The sequence below is a fragment of the Methanosarcina sp. A14 genome (assembly GCF_001729375.1).
Lineage (GTDB): Archaea > Halobacteriota > Methanosarcinia > Methanosarcinales > Methanosarcinaceae > Methanosarcina > Methanosarcina barkeri.
In genome coordinates, this window is the sequence record NZ_LZPK01000353.1 from 1 (window position 1) to 14,264 (window position 14,264).

A 14,264-nucleotide genomic window follows, 5' to 3' on the forward strand; every position below is an offset into this window, starting at 1 on the left:
TGTTTCTTCATTGTTTCTTTCATTCATTTTTTTAGTTGATTTGTCTTTACTACAAGTCCTTCAATTGTATCTTCAGAGTACCAGACCAGAACCTCCAGGCGTTCCGAGCATCTGCAAAATGCATCCTGTACAGAAACCTGAGTGCCCTGGTCGGGGTCGTCCAGATGCCTCCAGTCATCATTAACAAAAAGCCATAAACTTCTTACACTGCCTGCCGGATAGGGCATCAGTTCAAGCCAGTACCGAGTCGCTATGCCGGTTTTCACAGCTACTCGACTTGGCTCGACTGCTTTCTGAACTTCCGGGGCGCCTGGCAATTCTTTAGGGGCAGTCACAGATTCTGATGTGGATTCTGATGGGATATCTGCTTCTGATAGGTTATCTGTTTCTGATGGATTATCTGCTTCTGATGAGATATCTGTCATTGTTTACCCTTTTAGTTTAACTGCTAACGCAATATACTCATCCCTGAGTTCACTAATTAGTATACAATGTAAATTATATATTTACTAACGAAAATATGTTTAGAAACTAGCATCCCATAAGGTATATGCCCCTCTACCCCAATTCTCATGGCCTTGAAGGCTGCAGATTTTTATCTAAAATTAAAAATAAAATGTTTTAACCTGAGAGTTTCAGGTTATGAACCCTTAGTTCAGATCTCAGGTCCTGCAAACTTCGCTCTTTCTGAGCCAGTCAATATCGGACTGGTACAGGAGTCTGAGATCTTTAAGCCCGAGTTTCAGCATGGCAAGCCTGCTGACTCCGAGTCCCCAGGCAAGGACAGGGTCTTTAATCCCTAGAGGTTCACTAACTTCTCTTCTGAAAACGCCTGCCCCTCCAAGTTCAACCCAGCCCAAGCCGTCAACATAAACCTCAGGTTCCACACTTGGTTCGGTGTATGGGAAATATCCGGGACGGAAGCGAACTTCTTCGAAGCCCATCCTGTGGTAGAATTCTGCCAGCAAGCCTAGCAGGTCTGCAAAAGACATATCCTTGTCCATTACAACCCCTTCAAGCTGCTCGAATTCTGGAGTATGAGTAGGGTCAATGGTTTCCCTGCGGTAAGCTCTGTCAATGCAGAAAGCTTTTACAGGTGATATTGGGTGGTCAGCCAGATATTTGACAGTCACGGATGTTGTATGGGTTCTCAGCACATTGCGTCTGGAAAGTTCCTTATCCCAGGTTCCACCCCAGCCGCAGGAATCGATTTCTCCTCCGTGCTCGTGCATTGCAGCAACCTTTTCAAAGTATTCAGCCGGAAGCTCGCAGGTGCTGTCAAGGTGGAAGGTATCCTGCATATCCCTTGCAGGGTGGTCCTGAGGCTGGAAAAGGGCATCGAAGTTCCAGAAAGAACTCTGGATGATCCCGCCTTTAATCTCGGCAAAACCCATTTCCAGGAAGATCTGGCGCATCTGCTCTATAAGGCGTCTGTAAGGATGAATCTTGGCTCCGTAAAGGGGTTTGGGAGTAATATCAAGACGGTAAGGCCTGAACTTCTTGTTCTTCCAGGCCCCGCTCTTCAGTAACTCGGGTGTAAGTTGAGCAATTTCCTCTTCAAGGACAAGACCCTGGGTAGCAAGTTCGTTTCCTGCATCAGTTATGGAAACAGTCCTGAATTTTTCTTCGTGTTTTATGACAAGTTTCCGCTTGAGCAAGTCCTTTATTGTTCCTTTGTCGGACCCGAGCTCTTCAAGGGTCTTTGCTTTGCCTGTGAAAGCCGAAAGGGTTTCCTCATCTTTTCCTGCATTCACTTTTCCCGATGGCACTATTACTCCGTTTTCAACCTTTGCCCATCCTTTTTTTACAAGCCAACCGGTTGCAATCCCTACCATTTTTGGAGAAAAATGACTCCTCAGCTCTTCAAGCGAAGTAGGCTTTTTCAGAAAGTCAATAATCTGGCGCTCCGGAAGCCCGTTCTTTGTGTACTCTTCTCCTTCTTTTGTAAGGGAATAACGTTCAAGCACCTTTTCGGAAACTGAAACCAGCCCTTTTTCCTCAAGCATGAAGGCTGCCTGCATTGCCGCATCCACCTGCAAACCTGATTTCTCCTCCAACCTTTCGGGGGCAGCAGATCCTATTTCCTCAAGGGCAAGCAAGACCTTTTTTTCGTTGATTGTGAGGTTGTCCTGAATACTCATACATGATCACTTCCTGACGTTCCTGATAATATTAAGAGTTTGATAATTATGACTGATCATTTTTATAAAATTTATTTTTTAAAATTGTTTTTGTGAATTTATTTGGTAAATCTACTTTGCAAAGTTACTTTTTGTAAAGTTACTTTACAAATTACTTTTTGTATATTATTTTGTACTCATCGAGGTGTTCCTTTGCAAGTTCCCGCTTTTCCTGATGGTCCTTGAGGAACTCATACATCTTCTCGGCCGCAAGCTGCTTGCATGAGCCGCACATCCTGGTTCCTGAGACGCATTCCTGCCTGATTTCCAATAATTCCTCATCGTCTCCAATCAGGTGGAAGAGCATCAGTTCGAAGACTGAACATTCATCGGGTTTTCCGCCAAGTTTTTTCTGTTCTTCCAGGGTTACACAGCCACCGGTCTTTGCCCTCTTTACCTTTTTTGCACCTTCTTTCGGGTCGTCAGTCAGAGCGATATAACTGTCAGGGACACTGCTCGACATCTTTCCTCCCTGCAGCCCACTCATAAAGCGGTGATAGGTAGATGCAGGGGGAATGAAAGCATAACCTCCGAAGTCAGCGGCTACTTCAGCTACAATTTCGTCCAGTATTTTTCGGGTGAGTTTAATTTCACTGGCGGATTTCGAGGCATCTTTAAGCTCGGCTGTGAAGCATTTCTTTTTCTCAGGATGGTTTATTTGCAAAACAAATCTTTCTAGGAAAGGATAGTCAGGAGTTTGAAGTATGTCCATGTGCTCTTCATAGAGTTTCACTTTACCTGGAATGCGTTTTTTAAGCTCCTTTAAGGCTTCTTTTGGAGCCCCTTTGCCGCGCACGCTCAGGTATTTTCCTCCATTTGCGTTTTCTCTCTCTTCTACCCTGAACATGCTCATCTTGCCCGCAAGCCCTCTTGTAAGTCGGAGGTGAGGGTCCTGGTCAGGTCCAACAGGCACTACAACCGGCTTTGGTCCACCAAACTCTTCAAGTTGGGGCTGTAGAATATCGGCAGCCTGGGTTGCTACACTGATCATATGGGATAGGTTTGTCTCTCCTGAAAAACCATAGATTGCACTCAGTTCCGAGAAATTGACCTTGACCCCGAGTTCAAATGCCAGGTCTTTAACGCTTTCACAGCCTGACTGAAAGTAAATAAGGCCATCGGGCTTAAAACCGAGAGCGATAAGACTTAGTATATATTCTTCTACTCCGATTTCCCTGCACTTCTGCCAGGAAAAACCCCGTACTGAGAAAGCCTCTCTATCTGCAATCCCGACAAAAGCTGAAGCTCCCATTTGCTGGTGCCAGATTATCTGGTCCATAACCATCTTGTGCCCGAGGTGGACCTTCCCTGAAGGCATAAAACCGTCCATAACTGAAAAAGGGGCACCCGTCCTCATGGCATCGGCAATCTGTTCGTAATCACGGTGCCCGAAGATAACTCTTCTCCGCATATACATATGCGGGGAGGGGATTTCAGGAAGCACATTATCAAATGGAGAAATCCCGAATTCTTCGAATAACTTGGAATAGTCATTAATCTCGCTTGAACTCCATGGGTCAAGTTTATTAGTCATAAAGTCCCTCGTTGGCTGCCGATTTTCTGGGAAAAGCCTCAGGCAGGCAGCTTTATCTTGCTGAAAATTATTAAAGATATTAACGCAGTTCCAGCTAAACTGCTCTTTAAAAATACGTGCTAATATGTAAATGTTTATCTTCGGGAAGACAGTTCCAGACTCATACTGTTTTTCCAGAGGTACGAGGCTTTTAAATCTCCTGGTTTGCATATCCCGACTAAACACAGGTTATAAGAAATATAAATGTACCAGAAGAACGCTAGAGAAAAATATTGTAAAGGGACATCTTGCAACTTATTCCTTTTTACTTTTCGCAAACTTTTTCAAAAGGATATGGCAGTTTTGCTCCTGCCGGAATCCTATCAACAAATTCCAGAAACTCCGGATCGTGCATCGGAGCCAGGTTTTTCTGCTTCTGGAAATAATGATAGCTCCTGATTTTCTGCCAGGCTTCCTTTAAGGATTCCTCTTTTATATTCCCAAAACTGAAAGGCGGATACGGACCGGCTTTTGTATCTCCGTCTGTCGTTATATGCATCCAGCGCCTGCCTTCCATTGCGCCGAGCATCTGACCTTCAAAATAAGTGTTCGCAAACATCCGCGGACCTTCGGGGCTGGAATTTATCCTGTGGTACATCTCAAGGATGTTTTTCCTATCTTTGTCAGTAATTACAGGCTCATCCCTGGTTTTTGGCATTGCTTCCCAGACTGAAAATTCATGGACTCCAAGTTTCCATGCAAGGTTATAGAGCGCAGGTAGTTCCTGTATATTTGAGGGAGATGCGTGTGTTGTCATTACAACCACGAGCCCGGCTTCAAGTGCCAGTTTTATGGTAGAAACCGCCCTTTCATATGCTCCACTGGAATTTCGGGCAGCGTCGTGTTTTTCAGGATTAGTTGAGTAAATACCTACCATAAGGGAATGGAGCCCTGCGTCTTTCAGGCGGGAAGCCGTTTCTGCTGAAAAGTCCGTACCCCAGGTGGAACAGTTTACTATAGCCCGCTTCTTGTCCACATACCTTATTAGCTCAAAGACTTCTTCCCTCAGAAGAGGATCATTTTCAGTAAATGTGATAATGAAAGTGCCGGATTCAAGGGCTTCATCGATTATTCTTTTTATAGTACCGGTATCCAGCTCATCTGCAACCGTTCCTGGTGGGTATCTCAAACTGCTCTGGTGGGTAAGTTCAATGGACACGGTTTCAGGAATGTATTTTCCGAGAGCTATCTGTATCTCTGCAAAAATAAGACGTTTGAAGGCCGGACTCGGGATTGGAGGGAGCCAGGCTGAGGCAATAACTCTATCCTCTTCTACAAGGGCTAGCTTTTCTTCCTTCAGGCGGGAATTCATCTTTTTCAGGATAGGATTGAAAGCTACTTTCAGGGTCCCGTTTGCCGTAAGCTCCAGAACATCCCCTGCATTCCTGAGGCTTACTGACAGCCCGGGCATTGAGAAAATTTCTATCTTTTTTTCCTCTGCTTGAACTTCTCTCAATGAAACTTCCGGTGTGCCCTTTTTTTCATAAGTCATTCTTTCTTCACAAGTTCCTGATTTGCCTGCTGGATATTTATAATCAACCCTTTTTAAAACAATTCTTTTTAAAACAACTCTTTTTAAAATAACCCTTTTTAAAATAATCCTTTTTAAAACAGTCTTTTTTAAAACAATCCTTTTAAAACAATTCTTTTTAAAACAACTTTTTTAAAACAGCTCTTTTTAAAACAACCTTCTTAAACAAGGCTTGACCGAAAAATAAGCCGTCCCTATATTTTCCGGAGGCTTAACGCTGGAGTGCAAGCTCAAATCTAAAAGAAAAATTTAGGCTGCTCGGACACGAAAATGGAATAATCGGCCTGAGCTACTTTAAAAAATATAAAATAAGCTTAAACCTCAGATCCTTTCTGAAAAGGCGAGGTTTCCGCTGATTTTCTTTATTTTTACTTTGACCACGTCGCCTTTTGAGGCTCCGGGTACGAAAACCGTATACTTGTCTATCTTTGCAATTCCGTCACCTTTGGACCCGACTGCATCGATCCGGAGCTCATAGGTTCCGCCTTCTTCGATGGCATCCCTGACAACTACATTGCTGACCTTTCTCTTCTTGACAGGTCTATGAGCGCCGCAAGCAGAACATCTCAGGACAAGTACCCTGTCCACTTTGACAAGCTGGGTGTCCGGGCGTCCGCATTCCGAACACATAACGTATTCGTCCACATAAGCCTGAATGTTATCAGAGATCTGGGCTCTCGTAAACCTTCCCTGGAAGACTGCACGTGTGCCTTCTATTTTCCCTGCAGTCCCAAGTTCCCTGGTGAGATATTTCATCAGGTGGTCAGGGTCCCGGTTAAGGATATCTGCAATATTTCCGAAGTTTTCAAGAATTGTAGTTTTTCCTTCGGAAAAGATTCTGGGCTCAGGGATTACGAATCGAGCATCCGTAGTCTCGGTGTCAGGCATTTTTGCCATTGCACGGTTCAAAAGCTCTTCGTAATCGTACATGTTATTGCTCCTTTTGATATTAACAGTTTAACTGGTTACTGTACCAGTTCTGCCCCTTCGTCGATAACGATTCTACAGGGGGTTGGCAGCTTCTGTCCTGCATGCCAGAGAGCTTTCTTTGCGGCTACAAAGTTTTGCTTGTCAACAGACACTGTGAAGATCTTCTGGAATGGGTTTACCCTTGCTGCAGTACCTACATTCTTCCCAAAAGCCCTGCGCATTCCACTGGACACACGGTCAGCACCCGCGCCGGTTGCCTGTTTGTTTTCCCTGAGGACTTCGTGGGGATAGACACGGAGCTTCATGTAATAGCCCACCTTTCCGGCATCTTCCATCAGGTGCCTGTTTGCTGTAATACGAGCTGCTTCAAGAGCCGTGTGTCTTATCTGGCATTTTTCTTCTACAAGCAGTGAGAGTTTAATCGGGAAGGAGGTGTTTGACTTGTCTCCCATGTCATAGTGAATAACCTGGCTGCCTGGAACACCACCCATGTATTTTCTTCTGGTAAATGAGCGCTGTCTTACGTTTCTATACATACTTCCTGGCTTTCGTACCATAAGTTTGATTCTCCTGAAAGGTAATGAGTTTAATTTAATTTAGCTTAGTTTAATTTAGCTTTACGTAGCTTAGATTAATTAGCTTAATTAATTTAGTTTAGTTTGATTTAGCTTGATTTAATTTAGTTTAGCTTAATTTGACTTATTTTAGCCTGATTTAGCTTAGTTTAATTTAGTTTAGCTTAATCTGACTTATTTTAGCTTGATTTAGCTTAATTTAATTTCACTAAAATTTGTTGTAACGGACTTCCTTTCCGGTTCCTTTCCGCATATAAATGTTTGCATTAAGTTTGTGAAAAACCGTCTAGCAAACGATTCAGTATGAGATATGTGCATATAGAGATACCTGCCTGTATTTACATTTATCTGTAAACCTGTCCTGGTGGACTTCAGCAGACAGCTACTGTATTTTCCCGGCTCCCTGATAGGAATTCGAAATTAAGTTTTTATAACCTCTGAAAATTTGTATATTCTGGGCTTCAGCAACTTACTCCCTAACTACTTAGTGGTTTATAAGGTTTATTGATGGTTCAGGGTACTTTTCCAGAAATCCTGCAAGTAGCCCGAAACAGCCTGAAAGCATCATGCTCCCGAAAGGTGCGGCAAAATGCAGTTTATTTGAAATCTCCTTTCTGATTTCGGATTCAGAAAGCTTTTCAAGAATTTCTCTTTTTGGGCCCGTAACTAATATAGATCTAACCTGCTCAAATCCAAAAGCTTCCTTTATGTATGCACCGTGCCCTCCGTCTTCGAAAACATCTTCAAAAGCAAGCTTTCCGTCGGCAAGCTTTATAACGTAATCCTGAAGTTTTTCGGGGTTCATGAGGAAAGTGTGATGCTCAAAAACTGCCGTGATCCTGTTTTCATTCACAAGTGCTCCCAGAGTATGCCCGTTTCCAATATTAACCACAACAGCCGGCTGTACAGCCGCAGGGTCAGTAAGCGCTCCAAAGATGGCTGCTGGCCCGGTATCCATGAAAACTGCTTTCGTTTTCCGGCTTCCTGCGGCTTTGAGAAGAGAATCTGCCTGAGCTTTCATTCGGGTAAAAGCCTCAGGAATTTCCTCGGGCTTGTACACAAAGTTCTCAAGTTTTCCTCCCTTATCAATGAGTTCTCGAAGGAGTTCAAAGCGGTAGATCCTGTTGCTCTTCTCAGGGGCATTTCCATGATCCTGTACTGCCACGGCAAAATTTGTAGGCATCTGAACTTCAAACGTCGAAAGCGCAGCCGAAGTCGATACCGGATTGAAATCCTGCATGACAATTTCCTGTGCATTCTCTTCGGATGCAAGTTTTTTTGCTTCGGCTTCGGAGACGATTTGAATCCCGAAAGCCTTCACTTTTTCAATGTTATCATTGATGGTCAGAGCAGCCTGTTCAGTAGCGTACACCGGAAAACCTGCCTTTAGATGAGATTTGATAGCAAATGTTGAAGGGCCTCCTCCCATTATGTTTCCTGTAAATACTATTGTCTTTCCCTTTTTGGTTGCTTTCCGTACTTTTTTCGCAATTATTTGAGTGGGAGCAGGCATGACCATAAGCAGGCTATTTTCCACTTCTTTTTCTGAATTGAAGAGTAGAATATCCTGCGTACCTGTTCCTACATCCGTTGCAAGTATTAACATACCTGAAGCATTGGTTAATAAACTATTAAAATATAAGTAGTAAATTATTAAAACATAGTTAAGCAAGTGGAAGTAAGCAGGGCACTGGAGAGCAGAACCCTATACGAAATTGGCCAGAATATTGAGTTAATTCGGATACTGAGTTAGTCAGGATAGCTAGTTGGTCAGAAATGCTAGTTGGTCAGAAATGCTAGTTGGTCAGAAATCAACAGTCAAGTGCAGGACCAAAATCATAATTTCCTGAATACCGCATTAAGGGCATTTTCACTGTGTTTTAACTATCAAAAGTAAAGGCTATACAATCAACTCTGTTTTCAAGGTTTAATCTCAAGTACATCCTCTACATATGCCCTCAAAATTTCCGCAACGCTCCAGGCCTGGGCGATGCAGCCTCCAGGAGAGTGAGGATGGTCGCCGTCAAATACTTCAGAAATGGAACCGATACCTGCTGTTTCAAGCTGCATATCAAAGCCCTTGAGAAGATTCCGCATATTCTCAAGGCTATCTTCCGAATAATTATTGACTTTCCTGTAGGCTTTCACATAAGCTCCAAGGAGCCAGGGCCAGGCGGTTCCGTTGTGGTAGGCTGTATCTCTGGTTAAGGCATCTCCATGATATTGCCCTTTATATAAGGAGTGGTCTCTCGAGAGAGTTCTAAGCCCAAAGGGGGTCAAAAGGTCTTTTTCAACTCTGTCCACAATCGCTTTTTCTTTCTCAGGGGGGAGTATAGTATAAGGTAGAGATACGGCAAAGATCTGATTAGGTCGGATAGCAGGGTCTTTAACCTCGTTTCCTGTTTCATCCTTATATACAAGGTCAAAGAGACAGTTGGTTTCCGGATTCCAGAAAGTTTTCTCAAAACTCGAGACAACACCAGTTGCGAGATTTTCGTATGGAGAGACTTCTTCACCGAGAAGAGTGCCAAGGTAAGAAGCAGTTTTCAGGGCGTTATACCAGAGAGCATTTATCTCACAGGCTTTACCCTCTCTTGGGGTCACTGCCCATTCCCCGATTTTTGCATCCATCCAGGTTAGCTGGGGCCCCTGCTGGATGAGATAATCGGAATCCATGCCGATTCCAAAATCTGTGCCTGTAAAGTAATGATCTATAATGTTAACTACGGTGTCCCAGATATCCGAGAGGAAAAGGAAATCGTTTGTATATGCGAAATAGCGGCTAAGGGCATGAATAAACCAGAGAGAAGCATCTACTGTATTGTAAATTGGCTCTCCTCCGAAAGCCGGGAAAGTGTTAGGAATTAAACCTCTTCGGCAGTACCTGGCAAAATAATTGAGAATGGTTCTTGCTTCCTCGAAACGATAAGGAACTAAAAGTAATCCAGTCAGAGAAATCATGGTATCCCTTCCCCAGTCAGAATACCAGTGATACCCTGCAATTACCGTATCCTCATCTGAAATATGGCTTCTCACTACAAAAGTATCAGTTGCCCTGATAAGTTTTAGAGCAAAAGGATCAATAAGTTTTGAATCAAGAACAAGAAGGTTCTGACGATTTGCTTCTCTGGTAAGGAGTTTATCAACTTGTTTGAGAGTAAGAGAAGAAATATCTCCTGTTGAAACAGCAACAAAAAAACGGAAATCTCCCAATTCGATCTTGCTTTCAAAATAACCTGGACTGAAGTTATCTTCCTCAGAGTTAAGTCCCCGTTCTTTCTCAGCATCATACTCTAAGTTATAGTACCATGTGGGATTAGGATGATACTGGAGGTCGGATGAAAGCGAGAAAGTAAAACCATTAGAGCTTGCCATTTCTACTCCAGCAGGAGTAGCTTCCTGGGTAAAGGAAAGGTATCCGGCGCGGGTAGTGATATTAAAGTCTCTTGAACTTACTAGAGGAAAAATTCTTAGTAAAGCTTCCTCTCTTCTGGATTTTATATCATAGAGAACACAGGTTGTGTTACTGTTGCGAACCATGAAGACTGTTTTCTTTACGGTTATACCACCGGGGTTGTAAACCCAGGTAGGAAATGGGTTTTGAAAGAATTCTGAAAGATAATTAAAGCCCTCAGGAGAAACAGTTCCTGGATACTTATGGGTTGCGAGTTTATAAGTTTCTTCGTTGGTAGAAATTTCCTCGTCAAGGGAAGAAAGCATCAAATATCTTCCAGGATAGTTTTCTGGAGCTGCTACAAGCAGTCCGTGATAAGTCCTTGTTCTTGCGTTAATGACTGTAGAAGAAGCAAATCCTCCAAGCCCATTTCCTATAATCCATTCCTTTTTTATTCCTTCATCATATGTAGAAAGAAAATCTGCCCCAAGCCTTATCCCACTCATGTATACTTAATTTGAGTCGAGTTATTAAATAGCTGTGTGTTTGAAAAAAAGCAATGCGTTGCTGTAAACGATTAATTCATTTTTATGTACTTGTTCATATACTTGTGAATTCTGTATTTTTTACTTCTATATCTAATTTCTAAAGAGTTTCTTATTAAGGGCTTGCGATCTTGAGACATAAGAATTCCTTTTTTATTTTTCCCGAGGGTTTTTTTGCAATAATCTGGACTTGAACTCTTTTGCTCAGTAAGATATTCTCAAAGCTCTGATTCCGGATGAAACAGGGGATGCCGTATGACAAATTATTTTGACTCATAACCTTGACCCATAACCTTGACCCATAACCTTGACCCATAACCTTGACCCATAACCTTGACTCAAATCTCACGTACATTTTTTATAGAAAATATTATAAATTTTAAACTATATAATTAACATACAACAGGCAATGGAAAGCCTGAACTCTTTGATACTTATCTTTAATACTTATTTCCTGAATTTTTCAAAAATGAGTGGTGGGTCTATGAAAAAGATTAGAATCGGAATGTTTTCCTGGGAAAGTTTGTACTCAATACGTATAGGAGGAATTTCTCCCCATGTATCCGAACTCTCCGAAGCTCTTGCAGCAGAGGGACATGAGGTCCATCTCTTTACGCGAGGTCATGAAGACAATGATGAAATAATCAACGGTGTCCATTATCACAGAGTTGCCTGTGATCAAAATGGGGGAATAGTGGAACAGATGGATCGGATGTGTGATGCTATGTACTACCGGTTCCTGGACGTAAGAGAAAGAGCAGGTGAGTTTGATATTCTGCACGGGCACGACTGGCATCCGGTAAATGTTCTCTGCAGGATAAAAGCTCAGTTTGGGCTACCCTTTGTGTTGACCTTCCACAGTACCGAATGGGGGCGTAACGGAAACAGTTACGGAGGCTGGTGGGAGGCAAATGAAATATCTCATAGAGAGTGGCTTGGAGGGTATGAATCCTCTGACGTGATTGTGACCTCGCCAATATTGAAGGAAGAAATTAAGCAAATTTACAAAATTCCCGATTATAAAATCTGGAAAATTCCTAACGGCATAAACGTGGGAAAGATAAAAAGAAATATTGACCCTGGAGACGTGAAAAAGCACTATGGTATTAACCCATTCCTTCCAGTTGTGCTTTTCACGGGAAGGATGGCATATCAGAAAGGTCCTGACCTGCTAGTCGAAGCTGCGGCAAGAGTCCTGAAAAAAAGGGATGCCCGATTTGTACTTATCGGAGATGGGGGAATGCGCCCTCATTGTGAATACCAGGCCCAGAAACTTGGCATCGGGAACTCGTGCAATTTCCTTGGGTATGCCCCGGATAACACTGTAATAGACTGGTTTAACGCCTGTGACCTTGTATGCGTGCCCAGCCGGAACGAGCCCTTCGGAATCGTTGTTCTTGAAGCCTGGGATGCAAAAAAACCGGTAGTTGCAAGCGATGCAGTCGCTCTTGTGGAGAACTTCAAGACAGGTGTTGTTGCTTATAAAGAGCCTTCTTCTATTGCCTGGGGACTCAACTACGTCCTTGAAGGGCTTGGCCACAACCGAATGGGGAAAAAAGGGCATGATGTTCTCAAAAAGAAATATAACTGGAAAAGAATAGCTGAAAAGACCCTTGAAGTATATGAAAAAGTGATTGAAAACGGGCCTTATCATAAAAGTATGTGAGAAAAGCAAAAGAAACTCGACCGAATAAAATTTCACCTAAAAGAATAAACAACTTATAGCTACTGAATAAACAGTTCCATAAAAATGCTATTCTGGTTCTGTAAAATCTTCGGGAAATTATAATTTACTCCAGCCAAATTGAACCTATATAGCTGTTCAGCCTCCGAAGATTTTACAAGTCCCTGTTATATTCATGCATTTAATTGCTGCAACAAAAAATACTTTATATCTCCTTGATCAGTTGCATTGTTTAGCCTCGTGGCTATAGGTGGTTTTCATGAAAGAATCTACACCGGAAATTCACAAAAAAGAAGCAAAAAAATTCTTTTCTTTTGCCTTAATCACAATTTCGACCTCAAGATATGAAAAATACGGAAATCCCGCCTCACCTGAAGATGCCGATGACATTTCAGGCAAAAATATGAAGGATCTTCTCGAAGCGGCCGGCCATAAAATTTCTTTTTACAGGCTGGTTTCCGACGAAAAAACCTCAATTACAGATGCAGTTTTTGCTGCTCTTGACAGCCCCGCAGATATTATTATTACTAGCGGAGGCACAGGGCTTGCACCAAAAGACATTACAATTGAGTCTGTTACCCCTCTTTTTGAAAAAGAGATCTCAGGTTTCGGGGAACTTTTCAGGTATAAAAGCATTGAAGACATAGGAACGTCGGTAATCCTTACCAGGGCTGTAGCAGGCGTAATTAAAGGAAAAGCAGTGTTTTGCCTACCGGGGTCGCCTAATGCTGTGAAATTGGCAATTTCTGAGATTATAATTCCTGAAGCCGGGCATATTGTCAGGCATGTGAGGGAATAAACTTTTACATGTTTTAGTAAATTCGCTTCTTATAGAGCCTATCCCAAAAGCCACTTTACTCTTAATCGTGGGAATTCTCAGAATTGTTTTCATGATCATGAGCTTGATTGAGTATTCAAAATACAAGGCCTAAGAAGCAAATTTCAAGTTTTGGGATAAACTCATAAAATAGATAGTTTGAAGAAGAATACTCCTATATTCAGCAGCAAGAACACTTCAATATGTAAATATTCTTGTATATCCTTAAATACAGCTTTTTTGGGTTCTTCCGACCTTCCGCAAATGTCTTGAAGAAAATAACATTTTTCCTGTTATCGTTTTTGGGCATTTGCTCAAATTTGCAATTATTATCTCAACTGAAGCTTCCGGAATTATAGAGGTTAGAAGCTTTCAATGAGGGCACAAAATTGAAATGTGTAAAATATTTCAAAAACACATGCTTGAATAAGCAGGGAAATTTTCAGAAAAAACGATAGCAAGAAAAATTGTGAAAATTGAATGGACATCTGCGGAAAGGCAGGTTCTTCGTTGTTTTGTGTGGATATCCTCATAATGTCCTCATAAAAACCAATGTGGTCTTGAATTGAAAATCATCTTACCCATAGAGAATGGCGGAGAGCCCTATTTTGTAATTTTGTCAATGTTCTTATCAGCAAAGAGATGTTGTTTAAAGTGGCTTTTAGGTGTAATTTCAGGTAAAATAATCAATGATTAACTGGTTGAGGCATTAGTCATTAAAATCTTGAATATTTTATTTTCAATCATCTCAATATATGGGCAATCAGGACCAAATTTGTTCTCAAGTATTTCAAGGGAACGTTCCAATAAAGGTAAAGCTTTTTCGTGCTCTCCTCTCTGATAATAGAATTCTGCTAGATTGTTTAGAGTCATTGAAACGGTTAGGTTTTGTATATCCAAAATCTCATAAATTTCAAGTGCCTTTTGATAAAGGGGAAGTTCTTTTTCGTACTCCCCTCTCTGATAATAGAGTTCTGCGAGATTGTTTAGGGTTGCTGCAACATCTAAGTTTTGCATACCCAAAACCTCATAAAT

The 14,264-nt window shown here is 42.1% G+C and carries 11 protein-coding genes; 2 read left to right on the forward strand and 9 right to left on the reverse strand.

Annotation, left to right across the window (positions count from 1 at the left end; all coding sequences use genetic code 11):
• Window positions 1-23 precede the first annotated feature (23 nt).
• From A9239_RS15265 to A9239_RS15300, 8 genes are all read right to left on the reverse strand, one after another.
• Window positions 24-425 carry a hypothetical protein gene (locus A9239_RS15265; protein WP_048120570.1) on the reverse strand — a complete coding sequence of 134 codons (402 nt, stop codon included), beginning with the start codon at window positions 423-425 and terminating at the stop codon, window positions 24-26.
• 237 nt (window positions 426-662) lie between these two features.
• Window positions 663-2,141, reverse strand: coding sequence for a phenylalanine--tRNA ligase subunit alpha (locus tag A9239_RS15270; protein ID WP_048154108.1), 1,479 nt, complete (start codon window positions 2,139-2,141; stop codon window positions 663-665).
• A 151-nt stretch (window positions 2,142-2,292) separates the two neighbouring features.
• A complete protein-coding gene (locus tag A9239_RS15275; protein ID WP_048123342.1) occupies window positions 2,293-3,714 on the reverse strand; it encodes a tryptophan--tRNA ligase in 1,422 nt (473 codons plus the stop codon).
• Window positions 3,715-4,018: 304 nt separating this feature from the next.
• A complete protein-coding gene (locus tag A9239_RS15280) occupies window positions 4,019-5,245 on the reverse strand; it encodes a radical SAM protein (protein WP_048154111.1) in 1,227 nt (408 codons plus the stop codon).
• Window positions 5,246-5,605: 360 nt separating this feature from the next.
• Window positions 5,606-6,214, reverse strand: a complete 609-nt coding sequence (locus tag A9239_RS15285) for a translation initiation factor IF-2 subunit beta (protein ID WP_048120565.1) — start codon at window positions 6,212-6,214, stop codon at window positions 5,606-5,608.
• A 35-nt stretch (window positions 6,215-6,249) separates the two neighbouring features.
• Window positions 6,250-6,771, reverse strand: a complete 522-nt coding sequence (locus tag A9239_RS15290) for a 50S ribosomal protein L16 (protein WP_048120563.1) — start codon at window positions 6,769-6,771, stop codon at window positions 6,250-6,252.
• Between the two features lie 502 nt (window positions 6,772-7,273).
• Window positions 7,274-8,395: a DUF1786 domain-containing protein gene (locus A9239_RS15295; protein ID WP_048154114.1), complete on the reverse strand. Its 1,122-nt coding sequence runs from the start codon at window positions 8,393-8,395 to the stop codon at window positions 7,274-7,276.
• Between the two features lie 314 nt (window positions 8,396-8,709).
• Window positions 8,710-10,689 (reverse strand): amylo-alpha-1,6-glucosidase, encoded by a 1,980-nt coding sequence (locus tag A9239_RS15300; protein ID WP_048154116.1) that lies wholly within the window; start codon window positions 10,687-10,689, stop codon window positions 8,710-8,712.
• A 523-nt stretch (window positions 10,690-11,212) separates the two neighbouring features.
• Between A9239_RS15300 and A9239_RS15310 the strand changes: the two genes are divergently transcribed.
• Both A9239_RS15310 and A9239_RS15315 read left to right on the forward strand, forming a co-directional pair.
• Complete coding sequence (locus A9239_RS15310; RefSeq protein ID WP_048154121.1) at window positions 11,213-12,394, forward strand: glycosyltransferase family 4 protein; 1,182 nt, start codon at window positions 11,213-11,215, stop codon at window positions 12,392-12,394.
• Between the two features lie 277 nt (window positions 12,395-12,671).
• Window positions 12,672-13,211 (forward strand): molybdenum cofactor biosynthesis protein B, encoded by a 540-nt coding sequence (locus A9239_RS15315; RefSeq protein WP_048154124.1) that lies wholly within the window; start codon window positions 12,672-12,674, stop codon window positions 13,209-13,211.
• 711 nt (window positions 13,212-13,922) lie between these two features.
• Here A9239_RS15315 and A9239_RS15320 read toward each other — a convergent pair.
• Window positions 13,923-14,264 (reverse strand): tetratricopeptide repeat protein (locus A9239_RS15320; RefSeq protein ID WP_141706484.1); only part of this gene is annotated, 342 nt, incomplete at its 5' end.